The 21,040-nt window shown below is 47.6% G+C and carries 21 protein-coding genes; 9 read left to right on the top strand and 12 right to left on the bottom strand.

Annotated elements, in window-relative coordinates; genetic code table 11:
- Nucleotides 1-153 precede the first annotated feature (153 nt).
- Nucleotides 154-1,029, top strand: coding sequence for a UTP--glucose-1-phosphate uridylyltransferase GalU (galU, locus tag ELR70_RS22130; RefSeq protein WP_054014726.1), 876 nt, complete (start codon nucleotides 154-156; stop codon nucleotides 1,027-1,029).
- A gap of 61 nt (nucleotides 1,030-1,090) precedes the next feature.
- Here galU and ELR70_RS22125 read toward each other — a convergent pair whose 3' ends face one another.
- Nucleotides 1,091-1,774 (bottom strand): hypothetical protein, encoded by a 684-nt coding sequence (locus ELR70_RS22125; RefSeq protein ID WP_200908197.1) that lies wholly within the window; start codon nucleotides 1,772-1,774, stop codon nucleotides 1,091-1,093.
- A 134-nt stretch (nucleotides 1,775-1,908) separates the two neighbouring features.
- Entirely contained in the window at nucleotides 1,909-2,184 is a 276-nt protein-coding gene (locus ELR70_RS22120; RefSeq protein WP_046006231.1) for a ribbon-helix-helix domain-containing protein, read from the bottom strand.
- 14 nt (nucleotides 2,185-2,198) lie between these two features.
- On the opposite strand from ELR70_RS22120, the gene ELR70_RS22115 reads away from it, so the two are divergent.
- The gene (locus ELR70_RS22115) at nucleotides 2,199-2,594 is read left to right on the top strand and encodes a VOC family protein (protein WP_054014725.1); all 396 of its coding nucleotides are present in this window, start codon (nucleotides 2,199-2,201) and stop codon (nucleotides 2,592-2,594) included.
- Nucleotides 2,595-2,601: 7 nt separating this feature from the next.
- On the opposite strand, the gene recG is transcribed toward ELR70_RS22115, so the two are convergent.
- From recG to asnC, 3 genes are read right to left on the bottom strand one after another with little or no spacing between them, the layout of a single operon-like run.
- Nucleotides 2,602-4,686, bottom strand: coding sequence for an ATP-dependent DNA helicase RecG (gene recG, locus ELR70_RS22110; protein ID WP_054014724.1), 2,085 nt, complete (start codon nucleotides 4,684-4,686; stop codon nucleotides 2,602-2,604).
- A 2-nt stretch (nucleotides 4,687-4,688) separates the two neighbouring features.
- Complete coding sequence (trmH, locus tag ELR70_RS22105) at nucleotides 4,689-5,387, bottom strand: tRNA (guanosine(18)-2'-O)-methyltransferase TrmH (RefSeq protein WP_054014723.1); 699 nt, start codon at nucleotides 5,385-5,387, stop codon at nucleotides 4,689-4,691.
- 53 nt (nucleotides 5,388-5,440) lie between these two features.
- A complete protein-coding gene (asnC, locus tag ELR70_RS22100) occupies nucleotides 5,441-5,899 on the bottom strand; it encodes a transcriptional regulator AsnC (RefSeq protein WP_054014722.1) in 459 nt (152 codons plus the stop codon).
- A 179-nt stretch (nucleotides 5,900-6,078) separates the two neighbouring features.
- Between asnC and asnA the strand changes: the two genes are divergently transcribed.
- A complete protein-coding gene (gene asnA, locus ELR70_RS22095; protein ID WP_054014721.1) occupies nucleotides 6,079-7,074 on the top strand; it encodes an aspartate--ammonia ligase in 996 nt (331 codons plus the stop codon).
- 42 nt (nucleotides 7,075-7,116) lie between these two features.
- Here asnA and ELR70_RS22090 read toward each other — a convergent pair whose 3' ends face one another.
- From ELR70_RS22090 to ELR70_RS22065, 6 genes are all read right to left on the bottom strand, one after another.
- Nucleotides 7,117-8,694 carry a FapA family protein gene (locus ELR70_RS22090; protein WP_128064717.1) on the bottom strand — a complete coding sequence of 526 codons (1,578 nt, stop codon included), beginning with the start codon at nucleotides 8,692-8,694 and terminating at the stop codon, nucleotides 7,117-7,119.
- Nucleotides 8,695-8,955: 261 nt separating this feature from the next.
- Complete coding sequence (locus tag ELR70_RS22085; protein ID WP_010383501.1) at nucleotides 8,956-9,348, bottom strand: RidA family protein; 393 nt, start codon at nucleotides 9,346-9,348, stop codon at nucleotides 8,956-8,958.
- Between the two features lie 10 nt (nucleotides 9,349-9,358).
- The gene (gene spoT, locus ELR70_RS22080) at nucleotides 9,359-11,461 is read right to left on the bottom strand and encodes a bifunctional GTP diphosphokinase/guanosine-3',5'-bis pyrophosphate 3'-pyrophosphohydrolase (protein ID WP_054014720.1); all 2,103 of its coding nucleotides are present in this window, start codon (nucleotides 11,459-11,461) and stop codon (nucleotides 9,359-9,361) included.
- A 250-nt stretch (nucleotides 11,462-11,711) separates the two neighbouring features.
- A complete protein-coding gene (gene rpoZ, locus ELR70_RS22075) occupies nucleotides 11,712-11,987 on the bottom strand; it encodes a DNA-directed RNA polymerase subunit omega (RefSeq protein WP_054014719.1) in 276 nt (91 codons plus the stop codon).
- A gap of 163 nt (nucleotides 11,988-12,150) precedes the next feature.
- Nucleotides 12,151-12,774: a guanylate kinase gene (gmk, locus tag ELR70_RS22070; RefSeq protein WP_054014718.1), complete on the bottom strand. Its 624-nt coding sequence runs from the start codon at nucleotides 12,772-12,774 to the stop codon at nucleotides 12,151-12,153.
- Nucleotides 12,775-12,884: 110 nt separating this feature from the next.
- Nucleotides 12,885-14,057 (bottom strand): MerR family transcriptional regulator, encoded by a 1,173-nt coding sequence (locus ELR70_RS22065; protein ID WP_054014981.1) that lies wholly within the window; start codon nucleotides 14,055-14,057, stop codon nucleotides 12,885-12,887.
- A gap of 318 nt (nucleotides 14,058-14,375) precedes the next feature.
- On the opposite strand from ELR70_RS22065, the gene ELR70_RS22060 reads away from it, so the two are divergent.
- The 4 genes from ELR70_RS22060 (at nucleotide 14,376) to ELR70_RS22045 (ending at nucleotide 17,290) form a co-directional block, all read left to right on the top strand.
- Nucleotides 14,376-14,675 (top strand): helix-turn-helix transcriptional regulator, encoded by a 300-nt coding sequence (locus ELR70_RS22060; RefSeq protein WP_082353152.1) that lies wholly within the window; start codon nucleotides 14,376-14,378, stop codon nucleotides 14,673-14,675.
- 3 nt (nucleotides 14,676-14,678) lie between these two features.
- Nucleotides 14,679-15,215: a hypothetical protein gene (locus ELR70_RS22055; protein WP_054014717.1), complete on the top strand. Its 537-nt coding sequence runs from the start codon at nucleotides 14,679-14,681 to the stop codon at nucleotides 15,213-15,215.
- A gap of 450 nt (nucleotides 15,216-15,665) precedes the next feature.
- Nucleotides 15,666-16,538 carry an ABC transporter ATP-binding protein gene (locus ELR70_RS22050; protein ID WP_054014716.1) on the top strand — a complete coding sequence of 291 codons (873 nt, stop codon included), beginning with the start codon at nucleotides 15,666-15,668 and terminating at the stop codon, nucleotides 16,536-16,538.
- Nucleotides 16,535-17,290, top strand: coding sequence for a hypothetical protein (locus tag ELR70_RS22045; protein WP_054014715.1), 756 nt, complete (start codon nucleotides 16,535-16,537; stop codon nucleotides 17,288-17,290). Before ELR70_RS22050 ends, ELR70_RS22045 begins: the two co-directional genes overlap by 4 nt.
- A 175-nt stretch (nucleotides 17,291-17,465) precedes the next feature.
- Here ELR70_RS22045 and ELR70_RS22040 read toward each other — a convergent pair whose 3' ends face one another.
- Nucleotides 17,466-18,068, bottom strand: a complete 603-nt coding sequence (locus ELR70_RS22040) for a DUF4377 domain-containing protein (RefSeq protein WP_054014714.1) — start codon at nucleotides 18,066-18,068, stop codon at nucleotides 17,466-17,468.
- 105 nt (nucleotides 18,069-18,173) lie between these two features.
- Here ELR70_RS22040 and ELR70_RS22035 point away from each other — a divergent pair, with 105 nt between their 5' ends.
- Both ELR70_RS22035 and ELR70_RS22030 read left to right on the top strand, forming a co-directional pair.
- Nucleotides 18,174-19,520, top strand: a complete 1,347-nt coding sequence (locus ELR70_RS22035) for a HEAT repeat domain-containing protein (RefSeq protein WP_054014713.1) — start codon at nucleotides 18,174-18,176, stop codon at nucleotides 19,518-19,520.
- A gap of 518 nt (nucleotides 19,521-20,038) precedes the next feature.
- Nucleotides 20,039-21,034 carry a hypothetical protein gene (locus ELR70_RS22030; protein ID WP_054014712.1) on the top strand — a complete coding sequence of 332 codons (996 nt, stop codon included), beginning with the start codon at nucleotides 20,039-20,041 and terminating at the stop codon, nucleotides 21,032-21,034.
- Nucleotides 21,035-21,040: the final 6 nt, after the last annotated feature.

Raw genomic sequence — 21,040 nt, 5'->3', positions numbered from 1 at the left:
GTAAATGAATAATTTACGGGCATTTTTTATTGATGAAGATTAGTTTCACCCTTGGTTAAATTGCTGTTTCACTGCTATGCTAGTTGAGTGAAATTACCTAGTTACTTGGGTGTTGAATTCTTACTTAACTCATTAAACTCGAATGGATGAACTATGAAAGCTGTTATCCCGGTAGCCGGTCTGGGCACTCGCATGTTGCCCATGACAAAAGCTATCCCAAAGGAAATGCTACCTATTGTCGACAAACCTCTCATTCAATATATCGTTAAAGAATGCGCAGCAGCGGGTATTTCAGAAATCGTACTGGTAACACATTCTTCAAAAAATGCGATTGAAAACCACTTTGATACCAGCTTTGAATTAGAAGCGACACTTGAAATGCGAGTCAAGCGTACCTTACTCGATGAGGTGCGCTCTATATGTCCTGAAACCGTGACCATCATGAGTGTACGTCAAGGTGAAGCAAAAGGTCTGGGGCATGCTGTATTGTGTGCTAAGCCAATTGTGGGTGATGACGACTTTGTGGTGTTACTGCCTGATGTGATCCTGGATGAGTATACGGCTGATCAGAAGAGTGAGAATCTGGCTGCTATGGTACGCCGATTTAAAGACACTAAATTAAGCCAGATTATGCTTGAACCTGTGCCCCGTGAAGACGTAAACAAATATGGTATCGCAGATATTCAGGGAGTAGAGCTCAAACCGGGCGAGAGTGCACCAATCAATCATATGGTTGAAAAGCCTGCAGTCGATAAAGCGCCTTCTAACCTCGCCGTTGTTGGTCGTTACGTATTGTCGCGCAATATTTGGCCTTTACTGGAGCGCACGCCACTGGGGGCCGGTGGCGAGATCCAGTTAACCGATGCCATCGATATGCTTATGGAGAGCGAAAGTGTAGAGGCCTTTCATATGAGCGGCCGTGCGCATGATTGCGGCGACAAAATGGGTTATTTGAAAGCCATCGTAGAATATGCGATGCGTGATGAAAAATTGGGGAAAGAGTTTAGTCAGTTTGTGAAGTCATTATAAGGCTTTGCGTTTCTGTAAACATGAACCCGGTGTGAAACCGGGTTTTTTGTATCTTAATGATTTATTGTCCATGGCGCTCCGTAAAGCGCTGCCAGTGGATGTTGGGGTTAATCACCCTGACCTGAGTGAGGATTTGCTTGAGCTGGTGTGCCTGGGGCTGAGTGAGAACTTGTCCATCATTCTTGAGTCCCAGCAAATAGAGCATGGCTGCCTTGTTACCCTGTTGGATAGCTGATATGTGTACCTGCTGCTCAAAGTTCAGTCTCAGGCTACTGATGGCAGTTTTCATGCCTTGCTGGTCGACATTGGGCAGACCACACTTTTGCAAGTAACCCAGTCGCTCACCTTCTCCGGAAAACCAAATTCTGACTTTTTCACTGAAACGGCCTGATTTAGCAGGTAGATCAAACATCAGCCGGGTGTGGCCTTGTTGCTCTAAAAAGTGCAGGTAGTCCTGTAATCCGGCATGCCAGAGCGCCGGGTGAATTGGTACAAATCGGGGTTGTAGCTTGCCATGAGTCGTAAAAGTGAAACCGCGGACTTGTTCTTGTTTGGTGATATCTGAGAGGGTTAGATTGCCAATCTCGTCACTATAGGCACCTGTGTAGTAAGCCAGCACCGGCAACCAGAAGTGCCAATGCTTCGGCTGCTCACGCTTTTGTTTTTCATCACCATAAATGTAGCCGTTAAACAGGGTATACAATTCCATGTTTGAAAATGCACGGCGGCCTAAATGAGATTTCATAAGATAGCGCTATACCTTGTGCCTAAATAGTTCACACAATTCAAAGGATTACTAAGACTGAATCAGTCTCAGTGTATCGGCTTTTACTGATAAGCAAAAGCCTAATATTAATGTAGTAGCCAGATACTACCCCTTCAGCTGCGACTACGCGTATGATCGGCCAGGTAGGTTAAGCAGGTGATCCGCAGCAAAGAAGCAAGGTTTTTTACTTCGCCCTGACGTTCAAGTACTTCCTGATACAGGGTTGAGACAAATTCAGCTACGCTGAGCTGCTCTGCAGTTGCTATCTCCTGTAACAGGTCCCAGATCTGGCGCTCCAGTGCCAGACTGGTTACGGCCCCCTGGATACGCATCGAACGGCGTATGACCTCATAACTGGCTGGATTGGCCGAGGCATATAATTCACACATAAGAGGACTCCTTGATGGCAAAACTCATTCACAGCATGGTTAGGGTAATGGACTTGCAAAAATCCTTGGCATTTTACCACGATGTATTAGCACTGGGCGAGCGCAGGCGCATTGAGTTTGATGATTTTAGCCTCGTTTACCTGGGTAACCAAGAGGCCGAGTTTGAATTGGAATTGACCTGGAACCATGGTACTGGGGAGCCCTATGAGTTGGGTAACGGCTATGGTCATATTGCTGTGGTGGTGGATGATTTAGCGCCAGTGCATGCAAAGGCACAGGCACTGGGTTATCAGCCTAAAGAGATGAAGTCGTTTTACAACGGCGATACATTGGTAGCACGCTTTTTCTTTATTGCCGATCCCGACGGCTACCAGATTGAAGTGATCGAACGTTCAGAAACGTTTAAGTAAGCCATGGCTAAGCCATGGCAAATTCGCTGCGGTTGGGCAGCCAGCGCTGGATCAGTGGCTCAACGGCTTGTGGATGCTGTTGCAGCAGGGTGAAGGCCAGGCTGCGCACCTGAGGCAGCAGCACTTTGTCCCGGCTCAGATCGGCAATCTTAAGCTCGGCCAGACCAGTCTGGCGAGTACCCAGTACTTCACCGGGGCCGCGGATCTCCAGATCCCGTTCGGCAATCACAAAGCCATCATTACTGTCGCGCAGCACACCCAGGCGCTTTTGCGCCGTTGCTGATAAAGGCGCATGATAAAGCAGCAGGCAATGCGACGCGATATCACCACGGCCAACCCGGCCACGCAACTGGTGTAGCTGTGCCAGCCCCAGGCGTTCCGGGTTTTCTATGATGATCAGGCTGGCATTGGGCACATCCACACCTACTTCAATGACAGTCGTTGCTACCAGTACATGACTTTGCGCCTGCTTAAAGTCCTGCATGATCTGCTGCTTTTCCTGCGCCTTCATACGGCCATGAACCAGGGCTATATTCAGCTCAGGCAGGGCTTTGGTGAGCTGCTCTGCGGTGTCTTCGGCCGCCTGACATTGCAAGGCTTCGGATTCATCAATCAAAGTACAGACCCAGTACACCTGTCGCTGTTGCTCAATACAGGCGCGTCGCACTCGCTCAATCACTTCTTCGCGACGCGTATCAGGAACGGCAACGGTTGTGATGGGGGTGCGCCCTGGTGGCAGTTCATCGATCACTGAGGTTTCCAGATCGGCATAGGCAGTCATTGCCAGTGTCCGTGGGATTGGCGTGGCCGTCATAACCAGCTGATGCGGATAGCAGTCGTTAAACTTACCCTTTTCACGTAACGAGAGGCGCTGATGAACGCCAAAGCGGTGTTGTTCATCAATGATGATAAGGGCCAGATTGCTAAACTGCACCTGCTCCTGAAACAGCGCATGGGTGCCCACGACCATTTGCGCCTGACCTGAGCTGATGCGCTCAAGCACACGTTCACGCTCTTTCCCTTTGGTTTTACCTGCCAGCCAGACGACTTCAATACCCAGCGTCGCAAACCAGTTTTGGAAATTGATGTTGTGCTGCTCGGATAAAATCTCCGTTGGTGCCATCAACGCCACCTGATAGCCTTTGGCAATGGCCGTGAGTGCACTCAGCGCCGCGACCAGGGTTTTACCTGAGCCAACATCGCCTTGCACCAGGCGCATCATAGGGTAGGGTTGTTGCAAATCGCCTTTGATCTCGGCCACCACCCGGCTCTGTGCCGCTGTGGGTTTAAACGGGAGTTGAGCCAGAAATTCGGTTTCTAACAGGTTGTTGGGCGGCAGAGATACGGCCTTGACGGCCTGACCTTGCTGCCTGAGCTGTAGCAGGCTAAGGTTTTGTGCCAGTAATTCTTCAAAGGCCAGGCGTTGTTGTGCCGGGTGCTGACCCAGTTCCAGCTGGTCCAGAGCGACGTTCTGGGGGGGCTGGTGGAGCGTCAGCAGGGCTTCTTTTAAGCTCAGCTGATTGGGCCGGAACTGCTGTGGCAAATGATCGTCAATATCGTATTTGTGCAGCAAAATAACGGCCTGTTCGGCAATGGCACGAATACTGAGTTGCTTAAGCCCTTCCGTTGTCGGATAAACCGGCGTGAGGGTATCTGCGCCTTGGGGTTTATCACTCAGTTCATCGCGAATACTGTATTCGGGGTGGGCCATTTCAAGGCCGACCCGGCCACGGCGTACTTCACCAAAACAGCGCATGATTTTACCGCTTTGCATGGCATTTTTTTGTGCTGCACTGAAGTTGAAAAAGCGCAAGGTAATACGGCCTGTACCATCGTTTATCTGGCACACCAGCATACGGCGCTTGCCAAAGGTGATATTGGCCTGTTCTATTTCACCCTCCACACTCACATGAGTGTGCGGCATCAGTTCGGCGATGCGGTAAGTTCTGGCTCTGTCTTCATAACGCAATGGCAGGTGAAATAGCATATCCTGAACACTGCGGATCCCCAATTTGGCCAGCCGCTCTGCGGCCTTTGGGCCGACTCCCTTGAGGTCGGTGATGGCGTACTGGGCTAAATTGGGGCGAGACATAATTATCCTTTTTGGCTAAATTTCAGAGTGTTCCAGAAAGCCTCGTCGGCGACGATCTCGCCAAACTCATCCAGAGCCGGGTAAGGCAGGCCTTTCTCTACGCAGCGATTGGCAATGATTGGGTGACAGCCTTCAAACAGTAACTTGTGTTTAATCGTCGGGTCGAGCATATCTTTACGCTGATATAATCCCGCTTCTTCACGCTGGCGCTGTGCTTCATACAAGATCAGTGCTGCGGCTACAGAGACATTTAACGACTGCACCATACCTGCCATTGGGATCACGATATGCTGATCGGCATGCTCCAGCGCTCTGTCTGAGATCCCTAAACGTTCCTGTCCAACAATAACGGCAGTCGGTTTAGTATAATCAATTTCGCGAAAATCTACGGCAGTATCACTGAGATTAGTCGCTAGCAGTTGAATACCCGGGTTTTGTGTACGGATCGCGGCAACGGCCTGATCTATGTCGTCGTGCATATGGGTTTCTACCCAGTTTTTACTGCCACCTGAGGTGTTATTGGTCAGGCGTCTTTGTTCCTGCGGCCATACCGCATGAACATGATGGCAGCCGACCGCATCGGCTGTGCGCACTATAGCCGACAGATTGTGGTGTTTGTGGACTTCGTCCAGGCACACAGTTAAATCAGTCTGGCGTTGATCCAAAATGCGCTTAACGCGCTGAAAACGGTTTTCTTCCATCAATTACAGCTCTTAACTACTAAATTGCCGCTATTATAACAAAAAGCGCCTTTCTAAGGCATTACTTCACGCATTATTGGTGCCTGCAAGGAGATCAGGGTCTCGGTTGACTGGATCGCCTCAATGGTCTGGATCTTGTTGATCAGTACATCCTGAAGATGGTCAATAGAACGTGCCATCACTTTGATAAAAATGCTGTAATTACCCGTGGTGTAATAGGCTTCGACAACCTCTTCAAACCCTTCGAGTTGTTCAATGGTGGCCGGGTAATCTCGCGCATGTTTGAGGTTTACACCAATAAAACAGCAGACATCATAACCCAGCTGTTTGGCATTTATGCTGACCCGGGTGCCTACGATAATACCGGCTTGCTTCATCTTTTCGACCCGTACATGAATGGTCCCTGCACTGACGGCAAAGCGTTTGGCCAGTTCAGCATAGGGTGTTCTGGCATTGTCCATTAATGCATGAAGGATAGAACGGTCTAGATTATCGATTTGATAATTTTCCATGGATATTTTGTACACTAATTATTGATTCGGTAATTATTAAAGCGGATTTTTAACGAAAAAAATAGTGTAAAGGTGTTTTTGTTGTGGAGTATTGAATCTTTGCTCGTTTTTGTTGAGGATAGATTTAACGCAGCAAGCCTGCACCGTTATTCAACACCATTGGGAATGAGGAAACCGATATGTTGCAACAGTATCTGCAAACACAACAGCAAATAGCTCGTGCAAAAGCACTTTTTTCACAACAACTGACTGACAAGTTAGGCCTGATTGAAGTCCAGGCACCTATCCTGGCAAAAGTAGGAGACGGGATTCAGGATAACCTCAGCGGCACTGAAAAAGCCGTTAAGGTTAAGGTGAAAACGCTGAGTGACAGCGACTTTGAGGTCGTGCATTCACTGGCAAAGTGGAAGCGTAAAACACTTGGCGATTATGGCTTTGGCGCAGGGCAGGGACTCTATACGCATATGAAGGCGTTACGTCCGGACGAAGACAAGCTGTCACCCATCCACTCGGTGTACGTTGATCAGTGGGACTGGGAACAGGTGATCTGTGCGCAGTCAGAGCGCTCTTTGGATAAACTCAAAGAAACGGTTCAGACCCTGTACAGCGCAATTCGTGAAACCGAGCAGCAACTGGCGTCTGACTACGGGCTGACCCCATTTTTACCGCAGCACATCACTTTTGTGCATAGTGAAGAGCTGCGCCGTATGTATCCGGATTTTACGCCCAAGCAAAGAGAAAAAGCGATTGCTCAGGAGTATGGTGCGGTGTTCCTGATTGGTATTGGCGGCGAGCTGGGGGATGGCAAAATACATGATGTCAGAGCCCCGGACTATGACGACTGGTCAACACCCACCTGCGAGCAATATCAGGGACTCAACGGCGATATTCTGGTTTGGAACCCGGTACTCGAAGATGCCTTTGAGATTTCGTCCATGGGGATCCGGGTGTGTCCGGATAGCCTGCAACGTCAGCTCAGTCTGACTCAGGATGAACAAAGGCTAGAGCAGGACTGGCATCAGAGCCTGCTGGCCGGCGCACTGCCACAGACGATAGGCGGGGGGATTGGTCAGTCTCGTTTGGTGATGCTGTTACTGCAAAAGCAACATATTGGTCAGGTCCAGGTTGGTGTGTGGCCTGAGCAAATTAAAACTGAAGTTTCTGGGTTACTTTAGACGCGATGGCAACACACGGTAAGGGAGCCCGGTTGGGCTCCCTTACATCTTAAATTCAATTTCGATTTTGCCTTCGAGCAGCCTGGCGCTGCATGGTGGATAGCTGCGGGTGGTTTTATACACTTTATCGAAAATGTGTATTTCGACGCCAGAGTGCAGCGAGGTATTAACGACCAGCTGAGTGTTGTCGAGCAAGTCGTGTAAAGTATGATCTAATTCGGACAGCTGATGCTCAAGAGCTTCGGCCTGTTTGCAGTAATGTTCCTGAGTAGCGCCGATTTTAGCCAGCAAGGTTTTTTTCTTTTCTGCATCTTTTACGTGATCGGCTTTTTCGACCGCCTTTTGCAGGTTATTGATCTGTTCATCGGTCTGGCTAAGTTCCTTAAGGCACAGATCGGTTCGTTCGGTGATCTCCATACCACTACGTGCCAGGTAAAGAGCCATGGTTGCCCCCGAGCTGCTACCAACTTCGCCAGCCACCAGCATTTTTGCATCAAAAATGGTACCGCCGATCAGTTTGCCCTTGGGCGACTCATCCAGGCCAACCTGTAACAGGTTGGCAGCTTTAATATCACAGTGATTGCTTTGTTTTTGGATAAAGACATTGTGGCCTTCCAGGTAGGTGTACTGACCGTGAGTGATCTGGACATCACCTTTGGCTATCAGGCGGCAGGTAAGCCCCTGATCGTCGTTGCTGTGATCCAGGTGGCCTATGACCCCACCTTTGACTTCGATATTGCCATCTGAAATCAATTCGCCCGATTCTACAGTGCCCATAACAGTAATATCGCCATGGGCCTTGATCTTCATCCCCGGCTCCACATTGCGGGTGACCAGCACGCTGCCACTGAACTCAATATGGCCGCTACGTACATTTACATCGGCTATGGTAAAGATGTCGTCTACCCGCATACCATTTGGAATATCAGAGGGGCAACCCGCAATGGTGGCCACCAGTTGCAGCGGATTGGTAGGTGATATCTCTGTGCCCTCACCGGCAACAAGCTGAAAGGTGTCGCCAGGTTTTGGGGTAATGCTTTCGCCAGTGACAGTAAAGCCCTCTTTACCAGGTGTTGCCGGACGCTGGGTAACCAGTAAGGTGCCGGGGGCAACACTGGCCAGGGCACCAAAATCTCGCATATCCACGGTGCCATCTTCACGTAACTTGGGCTGTTTGAGGCGTTCTTTCAATGTTTGAACATGGGGAATTAACTTAGCAGGGATACCATTTTCAGGTGGCCGGCCTTGAGCAACAATACCGGTTACTTCAGTACCAGGCATGGATTCAAGTTGTTGTTTGAGTAAATTCTCGAGATAAACCTGTTTATAGCCACGTGTTACGCCAATTTTGACGATGGCGCGTTTGGCATCTTCGAGGCTGATCATCTTGCCACCCTGAGCTGTAGTCAGTTTAGCGATTGCCTGCATTTTGTCTTCGCTGAGCGCAACTTCTATGTGTGCATCTTTTTGCTGGGCTACAATCAGCTGAGCCGCGGGGGTGTCTTGCTTAAAGAAGGCTTTAATGGACTCGTGATCAATTGCGCAGTCCGCATAAGGTGAGCGTTCGAGTGCTTCAACCACAAACGCTGCACTGGGGGGCGACGCTGCTGCGACGTCCATCAATATATTGCCATTTTTGCGAGTTTAAACACAGGCTTATCCTTATTGCTTATCATTTACTACGATAATGAGTACCTCAAATTGCCTTTGTAGACGGCCATAATATAGTCAGGTATTGCTATGTGCGTATGACCAGATTGCTAAATTAATAGTATGCGGTCAAGTGTTTAAGATCAAAGTTAAGGTAATGAAAAATCATTGGGCAGGTATGAAAAAGCCCGCATTAAGCGGGCTTAGTCGTAATACTGATACGTTGAGATATTAGTTAGTTGAAGGCAGCTCCATGATGCCGTCAATCTCAATTTGTACGCCTTTCGGTAACTCTTTGACACCAATGGCTGCACGCGCCGGATAAGGCGTTTTAAAATGCTGGCTCATGATCTCATTTACAGTGGCAAAGTTGCTCAGGTCGGTCAGGAAGATATTTACCTTAACCATATCCTGTAGCTGGCCGCCTGCTTCTTCACATACGGCCGTCAGGTTTTTAAATACCTGCTGTGTTTGCTCTGCAAAGTCTTCAGAGATGACTTCCATTGTTTCAGGCACCAAAGGGATCTGCCCCGAAAGGTAAACCGCCGTACCGACTTTAACTGCCTGACTGTAGGTGCCGATTGCCGCCGGCGCCTGATCGGTTGAAATAATGGCTTTATTCATTGTCTTTCCTTTATCGCTTCCTGGTTACGCGTTGTACATCTGGCATTACCCGGATCCGGCGCATAATATTTGCAACGTGGATCCTGTCTTTAACGGTAACACCCAGATCAATCACGTACAGGTTGCTCTCTTTTTCTTCGGTTGCAATCTCCACAATATTAGCTTGGGTACTTGCAACCACATTGGTTAATTTGGCCAACGCACCCTGGTGGTTGATGATCTCAACCCGCAGTGCTGCGATGTATTCTTTTTCGGGGTTATCTTCCCACTTTACCACAAAGTACTTGGCACGTTCATTTTGCCAGCCTTTGATGTTTTTACATTCCTGGCGATGGACCATCAGGCCCTTACCCTGGCTGACATACGCGGTAATATCATCACCAGGTACAGGTCGGCAGCACTTGGCATAAGTGACCAGCATGCCTTCTGTGCCGATAATTGGTGCCTTCGCTTGTTGTGCCAGGCTTTCAATAGCATCATCAGCTTGTAACAGGCGTTTTGCAACCAACATACTCATGATGTTGCCATTGCCAATTTCCACCAGTAGCTCCAGTACTGTATTGAGTGAGTGCTCTTCCAGTACTCTGTCTATCTGTTCGGTTGGTATGTCATCCAGCTTGTGCTCGCCCAGCGCGGAGTCAAGTAAGCGTCGGCCCAGCAGGATGGACTCTTCCTGATGCTGACTCTTAAGGTAGTTACGCACGCCCAGACGCGCTTTACCCGTTACGATAAAGTTCAGCCAGGTGGCATTGGGGTGTGCGCCCGAGCTGGTAATGATCTCAACGGTCTGGCCGGTATCCAGTGCTTTACTCAGCGGGTAAGGTTTGCGATTGACGCGTGCGCCCACACAGGTATTACCCACGTCGGTGTGTACCGCATAAGCGAAGTCGACGGCCGTTGCACCCATTGGCAGCTCAATAATACGTCCATCCGGCGTAAAGACATAAATCTCTTCCGGGAACAGTTCTGTCTTTACGTTTTCAACAAATTCAAACGACGAGCCGGCACTTTGCTGCAGCTCTAGCAGGCTTTGCATCCACTGTCTGGCACGCTGCTGTGCGGTGTGCCCGGAGCTGTCACCGGCTTTTTTATACATCCAGTGCGCCGCAACCCCTTTGTCGGCCATATGATCCATATCATGGGTACGAATTTGGATCTCCACCGGAATACCATGGGGCCCAACCAAAGAGGTATGCAAAGACTGATAGCCATTGGTTTTGGGTACAGCAATATAGTCTTTAAAACGGGTTTCTATGGGCTTGTACAGGTTGTGTGCCACACCTAACACCCGATAACAGGTATCTATGCTGTTGACGTTGATGCGAAAAGCATAAATATCCATCACCTCGTTGAACAGCAGCTCTTTGTTAAGCATTTTTTTGTAGATACTGTACAGGTGCTTCTCGCGGCCACTGACCGAGGCGTCAATACCAGCTTCTTCCAGGCGCGATTCAATCTCAGACTGGATATTGCTGATCACTTCCTTACGGTTACCGCGTGCTTTCGCAACTTCTGATTTTAGCGCTCTGTGACGCATTGGATATAACGCCGCAAAGCCCAAATCTTCAAGTTCATTCTTGATGTCATGGATACCCAGACGATTCGCAATCGGCGCAAAGATCTCCAGGGTCTCGCGGGCTATCCTGCGGCGTTTTTCCGGGCGCAGGAAGCCAAGCGTACGCATGTTATGGGTACGGTCAGCCAGTTTGATCAAGATAACCCGGATGTCCTGAGTCATGGCCATGATCATCTTGCGGTAGTTTTCGGCCTGAAACTCTTTTTTATCTTTAAAGTCGAGTTTGTCCAGTTTACTGACGCCGGCAACCAGCTCGGCCACCGTATCGCCGAAGATCTCGGCCAGGTCTTTTTGGCTGAAATCGGTGTCTTCGATGACATCATGCATCAATGCCGCCATCAGGGTTTCATGGTCCAGCTTCATACTGGCCAGGATCTGCGTGACTTCAACCGGGTGGGTAATATAAGGCTCGCCGCTGGAGCGGGTCTGCCCTTCATGCGCTTCGCGGGCAACCACGTAGGCTTTTTGCACCAGTTCCACGTCTTCGGGTGGCAGATACTCTGATATTTTTTTCTTTAAGCCTTCAAACAGATACATTCACACTCCAATGTTCCAGCGAAGTTATACCAATTACGCAATAGCATATCCTGAAGAAAGGCTATGACGTTTGATTGGTATTAATAATAAGTTAAGTACTGAATATACGATGAATTGACTTCGAAGCCAATCGACTAACAAATTTATTAGTCTAATAAAGAGGTGGCGACACACAAGCTGTTGGCCCGGGGCGCAGAAACAATAACGCCAGCTAAAAAGCTGGCGTTATCTTATAACAGGTCGCAGTGGATTAGCGATTGCCACCCACAATTGCAGCAACAGCAGCAAGCTCAGCAGCTTCCTGAGTTTGTTGCTCTTCGCGATCGATCATGTCCAGTGAGTCGCTGGTGACCATGCCTTTTTCGATCTCGCGCAATGCGATTACGGTTGGCTTGTCATTTTCAGCATCAACCATAGGGTCTTTACCACCGACTGCAATCTGACGAGCGCGACGCGCTGCAACAAGAATTAGGTCGAAACGGTTACCAATTTTATCTACTGCGTCTTCTACTGTTACGCGAGCCATCGAAGCACTCCAAAAAAATTCAATACATTTAGCAAAGGGCTAGTCTACTAAAAAGCACCGGATTCGCCAAGTATATGGTTAAAAAATATCGGGTCGTTACGGCTTTAAGGTTGTATTGGTCGGTCGCAGACCTAAACTCGATACAGCCAGCCACAGGGATCGCTTATTTTAGCAGCTCAGCGATCAGTGCCTGTTGGTTCTGTTGCTGTTTTTTCAGCTCCAGGCGTGCAGCCACCACAATATGCTCCAATTCGTTCAAAGCGGTATCAAAGTCATCATTGACCAGCAGGTAGTCAAACTCATTATAGTGAGAGCACTCAGATTTGGCCTGCTCCATCCGCGAGGCAATGACTTCCTGAGAATCTTGTCCGCGATTATTCAGACGCTCTTCCAGTGCCTGCTTTGAAGGTGGCAGAATAAAGATGGTTTTTACTTCAGGCATCAGCTCACGCACCTGACGCGCACCTTGCCAGTCAATGTCAAGGAATACATCGATACCCGCAGCCAGCTGTGCTTCGATTGCCTGCTTAGAGGTACCATAGTAGTTGTCGAATACCTGCGCCCACTCAAAAAAATCATTCTGATTGATTAAGGTTTTAAACTCATCGACAGACACAAAATGATAGTGCTCGCCATTATTCTCTCCCGGACGAGGTGCACGGGTTGTATGAGACACCGATACCCGGACCTTATCTTGTCTTTCCAGCAGGGCTTTAATCAAACTTGACTTTCCGGCACCGGAAGGCGCCGAAAGAATAAACAAATTACCGCGATTTTGATGTGGCATACGTCAGACCTATAGGGTTGCAATACAGCGATGTGGGCGTGCGCGCATCGCTGGTTGTCCAAAAGCGTTATTTTAAAGCCATATCGTTTAACTTACCAGCACCGAGGTGCTTAATCCGTGCGTTGCAGCACAAACATCTGATAGCCAAACTCGCCAAGATACTGCTCATAGATGGCAATTTCGCGGGCCATATCCAGCAGTGCTGCTGACTCAGGCTGGTGGCTGAGCTGCTTTTTGACTTCGGTTTTGAGCGGTTCATAATAGTCTGCCCAGGCTTGATGACTCAGTGTAAAGTGCGCTAACACCCGAAAGCCTGCCTGCTCAATTTGCACCAGACGCGCTGCAACGGCCTGCATATCCGGATATTCCTGTTGCCAGAAGGCACTTGCTTGTTCTGAGGGCGTATCCTGTAACCACACCAGATCACTGACCATCAGGCAACCGGCCGGGATCAGAAGCGGGCGCCAGGCATTCAGTGCCGCTTCAAAGCCCATGATATAAGCCGAGCTTTCGGCCCACAGCAGATCAAAACTGCCGGGCGCAAAGGGCAGTGCGGTCATACTGGCGCACAGGGGCGTGACGCGCTTATCGAGTCCCTGTTGTTTTAGTCGCTGCGCCAGACTATCGATTGCCTGCGTCTCATTATCTACCGCCGTGATTTGTGCCTGAGTTTGTGCTGCCAGCAACTCAGTCGCAAAGCCTTTACCACAGCCGATGTCCAGCACGGTTTGAGGAGCAAAGGGAACATAGGTCAACGCTTTATGCGTATCGGTATTGCTGCCCGGTCCCCAGCGTTCTAACTGATGAAAGACCGCCATAAAGTCGGCCATATAAGAATCGTGTTCGTTCATGTCTTTTGATAACCATTTTAAGTACAGGGCCTGCTGTTCATCAAACCCTTGTTGTTCAAGCCAGTGTCGGTGTGCATCGGGTGCCAGCTTATCGGCCTGTGCATGCCAGTCGCGTAGCGATCCACGCCCAAGCAGCGCTGACAACAAGGCATGCGCCTGTTGCTTGTGTGCTATCTCGGCTTCCAGCTCGGCGAGCCTGCGGCTCAGTACCGTACGGTCTAGTTTGGCCTCCAGCGCCTGTTTACATTCACTCAGCGTTAGCCCGCCAGCCTGTAACTGTTGCAGCAGCCGCACCTTTTGCAGATCCTGTTCGCCATATAGCCGATAGCCATTACTGGCGCGACGGCCACAGAGCAGTCCGCGCGTTTCGTAATACAACAAAGTCGAGCGCGACAATCCAAGCTGCGCAGCCAATTCAGAAATCCGATACACCACGTTGGCTCCCTATGTATGCCTGAACGGCACGAAATAAACGCCGTCAGGCTGTAACAAATGAAAACGATAAACTATGAAGTTATAGACAGGTCAACGATTGAGAGCAAAAAAATTGGGAGGTTTAAAGTACCTATTTAAGCGTGTCTGTCTTCGCTTAAATGCAAGAAAATTACCTTGCTGTACATTCGTTGAATGAGCTGATTAAGATCATAAAAGTATTCATAAAGAGCAGGTTGGGTGTTAATTGTGTTTCCAAAATGTTGCGTTTTGTAATTTTGCTTGCTAGTTTAGCGACAATAATAAATAGGGAGATGCATGCGCGTGAAGAACAGTCCTGACAAGCGCAATTACAAAGTGGAGAATTTCAGGCGCTATGTACAGCGCTCAATCCGCCAGTTAAGACATCACAGAGGCTGGTCTCAGCAAGAGCTGGCCAGGCGGCTTGGTGTCGATCAGGCCACCATAAGCAACTACGAATCCGGCAAAACAGATATGAGTTATGCCCAGATGTTCGAGCTATTTCTGGTTTTTGGTAAAGACCTGACTGGTGTACTGAACTTAACCGACCTTGAAGAACAAAGTCCTTCACCCGACGAAAAACCAGAAAAGGAGTAGGTTATGAAAGAAGTATACGCCATCATGGAATATGCCCCACTTGTAGCTATTTTGCTTGGGTTAGTCGTGAGTTGGAAAGTCGCCACAGCCCGTTGGTTTTTATTAGCTTACGGTTTCTTTGAAGTGCTTGATGTCGCCACTTTGCCAATCACTATGCAATGGAATACACACTATTACATTGCTGATGTAATGATCAATGCTATGTTCCTTCTGCCGATCATATTCAGACGTAGCCTTGCTTTGAGGTTATATGCTCTGTCTGGTAGTCGTTATTTCAAGCGAGTTTACAAACTGCAGACGTTATCAGCACAGGAATGTGGGATTATATTGCTTCTCGGCTTAACTTGTGTGGTAAATGTTATAACGTGGTTTGAGGTTTTAGCTTACAAATACTACATACTCGATTCAGCGCCGTTCAAGCTTTATGTGCGAGATAATCTGATGTTGCTGTTTCATTTAATGATTAGTTTTGCTTTGTTTGCGTACTCAATGACGGCAAATTCCAGAGAGGAATTTGTAGAGCGTGAAAAGGCTTATTAGTTAGCTAGTTACTAAAAAGTTAGGCGATATCTTTGGAGCATAACATTTATGATTGTAATCGATGTCATTATGCAGAGGGTAAGCAATCCATCTAAATAACGACAAATGGAGGATGTCAGAAAGTATGAAGCAATTACAAATCGAAAGCCTGAAAAAAGTGTATGGCTCAGGAGTTGGTAGTCCTGATTTGCCAGACAGAGTCCAGGTAGCTCAGCCAGCTCCGAAAAAGAGCTGTGGCGGCTAAAGCCAGCTTAATTGCTAAAACAAAAAGCGCGTTCAGCGCTTTTTTTATGAAGATATACATAATCTTGCTTTAGCCCGTGAATAGCGCTGGACAATCAGCTAATATCCTGTTTTATCAGTTTTTATGCTTTACACTGGGAATTATTACAGCGAGTTATCAAGACTGGTTAGGCTGGTTTCGAAGTCATCCGCTGGGACGCATCAAGTATGCTAACTATCACCAACTTATCTAAACATTTCGACAGTCATTGCGCGCTTAAGCAGGTTTCTTTTTCCGTAGAGCCGGGCACGGTATTAACCATTTTAGGCCCCAATGGCGCTGGCAAAACCACGTTGTTTAAAATACTAGCCGGCTTATCTCACGACTATCATGGCAGCATCTGTTTTGGCCCGGACAAAAAGTTGCAGGCGCATGATATCGGGTTTGTATTTGACTCCTCCAGGGCGTTTTACCCCAAATTGACGGCATTTGAAAACCTTCGCTACTTTGGCGTTTTAAAAGGGTTATCACGGCGGGTTGCAAAAGACACAGCGCAGCAACTTCTTTTGAAGTTTAACTTATCAGACAAAGCCCGGCAGCAGGTGCAACTGCTATCCAGAGGTATGCAACAGCGCCTCGCATTGTGCCTTTCCCTGATCTCCAGCCCTAAAGTTTTGTTGCTTGATGAGCCCACGTTAGGGCTGGATATTGAGAGTCAGAAAGAGTTTGAAGCATGTATTGAACAAGTCAAAGAGACAGGCACTATTGTCCTGATAGCGACACACCAGATGGATACGGCGCAGCGACTCGGTAATTATTCATTGCTGCTTAATAAAGGGGAAGTGGTACGCTTTGGCAAAACACAAACCTTACTGGCTAGCACTAGCGGTGAGCAGTACACCATTACAACGCAGCATACGCTTCCTGAGGTGCTCCCTATGCAGTGTGAGCGATTGTCTGAGCAGTCACTCAGGTTTGACACCGCTGTGAGCAGTCTTAATGATATGCTGACATTGCTCACGCGATTTAACATTGTCACCGTTGAAAGACATCAGGCCAGTCTGGAAGGGTTGATCCGCAGGGAGTTAAACTTATTATGAATTTTATGACTTTACTCGGGCTGGAGCTCCATCGAAAGTGGGTGACTTCAAAGCGATACCCGCTGAACTTTTATGCCAGTATTGTCTTTGCTGCTGTCATTCTCATCCTGGTTATTTCGGGCGCCTCTTATCTGTCTGGCGGGGCATTATCATTGCAGCGGATGGAATCTTTGGTATTGGGGTATTACCTGTGGACACTGACGGTTGGTATTTCATCTACCGCCGCTGAAGAGATTGTTGAGGACGCCAAGCTAGGCACGCTGCCACATATTTTAACGTCAGCGACAACCTTATTTGGTGTATTGCTGGCACGCAAAGTGGTGCTGGTGCTGTATCAGTTGCTGGTTGTGGGTGTTGGGTTTGTATTTATCAATTGGTATTTTGACCTGCCAGTGCGCTTTCATCCGTTGATGCTGCTGGTCTTTTTGCAGGTAGTCGTTGCTGGGTTTGCGGTGTCTTACCTGTTAGGCGCCATCGCCCTGGTAAATAAGCAGATGAGTACCTTTGTAGCTTTTGTTCAGTTGCTCCTGCTCATGGTGTTTTTGGTGCCAATAGAAAGTGAGCTAAGCCTTTATATCCCTGTCAGTGGATCTATGTATTTACTCAGACCTTTGGCCAGTGGCATGCCTGTCGAAGCAAGCCAGATAGTGCTCGCAAGCCTGCCCAGTGTCATTTTATTTATGCTGAGTTCGCTGTTTTTCCACTTTATGTATAAACAGGCCAGGCGCCGGGATGTGGTCACTCAGCTGTAACGGATAAAGCCTGCGCAAAATAGCCCAAGTTTACTGGGCTTTTTGCTCTGCCAGACAGGCCTGCACATCTTCGTTTTGCACGCGCAAATAGATGTCGTCAATCGCAATGGTGGAGTCAAAGTGGATCTCTGCGCTTAAAGTAATGTGGCATCGACTAATGTAGATGCCACAGCGATTAATTCCAGTTGAGCAGAGCGATATTGGCGTTACCTTCGTAACGGAAGGTTAGATTGACTTTGGCACCTGTTTCTCGCATAGAATACAACTGGTCACAGTCTACATATTCGGTGCAGGTAAAGGGTTTACCCAAGAAACGATAGCCTTGTTCTTTGTCATCATACACCAGTGTATCTGGCTGTAAATTTACATCTGACAGAATGTATTCAGTCCCAATATTATCCTCTTTTACCGAGCTAATGGCTTTGAGTTGAACCTTTTTGCTTGAAGCGTCGGCAGGCGCATTATTTACGGCAGACTCTGTCACCTCTAGCTGGTAATGGTGGCCCCATTGATATTCAAACCCTTCAATCAAGCCATAATGCAATGAATAGCTTTCCTCATCAGAGGGTTTGACCCTGAGGCATAGTTGTTGTGCCACTCCAGTACAATGTTGAGCGTAAGCATCAATGTTCCAAACTTGTGTTTTTGTTTCTGCACGCTCATTTGTATTCTGTACTGATGGTGCAGCGCTGGAGTCTGATGAGCCGCAACCTGCGAGATAAAGCACCGCCACGCTGGAGATGAGAGCTTGCCTGCTGAGTAATGTAATTTTTGTCATGTCCATATTCCTTTTTATTTGACTGCACGATGATGTTAACTGTCCCCCGATTGTGTTTCAATTGGTGTCGACAGATTAATCGGGCATATTTAAAAAGGCGCTATTGTGTATGACTTGCAGCAATTATTCAGTCAGTTGAAAAAATTAACCTTAAATAGAAATACTCAACCTGAGCAGGCAGCGACCATTGAAGAGCTCATTAAGTTGAGTCAGGATTATGACGGTCACAAACGAGAAAACGCCGTTTTAAGGTTAGGTATGATGGGCGATCCGGTGGCTATTCCCTGTCTAATTATCCGCGTGAATGATTGGGTGCCTCAAGTTAGAGATGCGGCAGTAAAAGCGTTGAGCAAATTGATGGTAGACGAAAATGTTGAGGCCTTTATTCAGTGCCTTCCTCAAGTATATCATCTACAGGACTGCCATAGAGCCAATCATCAAGATGTTATTCTGCAAGTAGAGACTTTGCTGTTAACAGATACAAACCGAGGCCATTTGTTGGCAGCTGTGCAAAGCGCAAACAGTTATATAGCCAGGCTCTGCTTGAATTTAGTCATTGAACATCAGGTTGTTGATGCCCAAACGCTGTTGCCTATGGCCTTTGCGAGTAAAGATGTCTTAGTCAGAGCTCATGCTTTTCGTTGGTCTAGCGTTCACTATCCGCAAGTGCTGGAGAAGTACTACCTAAGCTTATTAAATGATAAGTTTATGCCAATCCGAAAAGCCTCATTAAAGAACCTACTAATGGCCACTTACAGTGCTCAGGTTGCTGAAAAAGGGCTAGTTGATCGCCATTCGTCGGTACGTGAGCTGGCTGTAAAGCATTGCCTGGCAAAGGGTAATGATGTTGTGGCATTTTACAGGGAGCATCTTACTAAAGGTTCAAGTACTAAGGCGGCTATCTGGGGGCTTGGCTATCTGAAGTGTGTTGATGCACTAGACAAAATAAAATGCTTTTATCAGCATGGCGCACCCTCTCTCAGAAAGCAGGCGCTAAACAGTTTATTGAAATTAGACTCCCACAATAGTAAGGCTTATCTGTTGAACGGGCTAAAAGATCCCTCTCCTTCAGTATGTAAGGAGTCAGCAAGACTGATTGTAAAAACACGGGGCTATCTGAATGCGAAAGCGTTGATGGATATCATTTGTGGCTCAGATCATCCGCATACCGCACGAGCATGTGTCGCGCTGTCTCATCAAATCAATAAGTGGGAAAGAGTGGTATTTTTACTGATGCTAATGTCAAACGAACAGGTCGTTTCTATGTTTGATGAAGGTCAGATTAAATCAGAGCTGGCGAATTGGGGGGATGACTATAACCGTTCTTTTATCCAGCCTACGCAAGCGCAAATTTATGAGATCCGCGTGTTGATGGCGGGAGTGCCCGCAACCAGGTTTAGTGAACATTTCCACAGCTTTGCGCACGTCCTTAAAACTTTGGCTATTCATTAAAAATTCTAAGAATCATTCTGTTATATCTGTACGAGGGGCGGCAGAGGAAATGAAACGCGGGAGTGTTGAATTAAAAGAGAGAGCAACATGGACAGCCACGCCAAACTGGCGTGAAGGCTTTGAGGCCGGTTCGACTTTGAGACTGTCCACAATTGGTCTGTGAATTTATCAGTGGGTGTCAGCTAAAAATCCGTATCGAATGGGCTTATCAAAGTATTCATAAAGGGTTTATTTTGGTGTTAATTTTGTTTCCAAAATGTTGCTTTTGGCGGTTTTGCCTGCTAGGTTAGCTGCAGGAATAAATAGGGAGATGCATGCGAGTGAAAAACAGTCCTGACAAGCGCAGTCACAAAGTGGAGAATTTCAGGCGATATGTGCAGCGCTCAATCCGCTAACTTATGCATTTCGGCTACTCTTTGGTACGAGTGGCTTCATATCTAAAGCATTACTGGACATTCCCTCTCGATATCAGGGTCTCTGATATTTTCTACAATGTAATATCAATTTTAAGGAAAATTATGAAAACAATACTCTATGCTGCAATAGCCAATTTAACACTTTTTACCAATGTGTTATTGGCTGCAGATTATCAGGTCAATGGGCAGTTTAATCAAAGCTTGAATATTGGATACGATTTAGGAAGTGTATGTAGTGGAACCGCAAAAATCACGTCCAATGGACTAGTTGGTAACGGAGTTGAAATCAGCCGATATGGCAACATAGGTAAGAACGATCCCTGTTCTTCATCAAACCCCGCTGGCAATCACAAAAATAGAGTAGAGTTGGCATCAGTTCGCCCCACAATGAATGAGGGCTCCGTTAGATGGGATGCATTCAGTTTTAAAATAGGTAAAGGTACAACAGATGCTGTCGGTCAATATGCAATTATGATGCAGTATTGGACAAACGGTTCAGGCCTCGCTTCGGGTAAAAAGGCTCACATTACTTTGAACAAAGAAGCTGGCAATAAACTGTTTTTAAGGTTTAGTGTCGCAATGAAGTGCAATTACCCCTACAACGGAATCAATCTGGCCGAGCAATTTCAAAATAGCTTGGGCGAACAATTATGTATCGGTCATGGTGAAGAAAGAAAGTGGTACTCTTCCGATAAAATATCAGTTGTTGAGGATGTGTGGTATCGCGTGAGAGTTTACACTGTAGAAGACACACCTCTTTTGATAAAGCGAGGGCAGACCCCTTATGATGCGGATACGTTCGCTACCGGGCGCTTCGCAGCGGCCGTAAAACCTGTTGGTGGCTCCTGGCAGGCATTTGGGTTTGATACACCTATAGGTCACTTCAATTATATTGAGACTTTTTCTCATGAAGTTAATACTGTTGGGCTACCGCTCAACAACCCCAGTGCTTATCCTCCATTTACGTACAGGTTTAAGCACCATTTTAAATTTGGTTGGTACGGAGAGGCGGTAAATGGAAAAGTAGGCAAGCTGACGTTTGATGAGATTTACTCAGTAGATGGGTTTTCTCAGTTACCCAGAGAATATAAGTATTGATCTCGC

This window comes from Pseudoalteromonas sp. R3, assembly GCF_004014715.1.
Lineage (GTDB): Bacteria > Pseudomonadota > Gammaproteobacteria > Enterobacterales > Alteromonadaceae > Pseudoalteromonas.
Note: the sequence above shows the minus strand (reverse complement) of the source record. Positions and strands in the feature narration are given on the sequence as shown.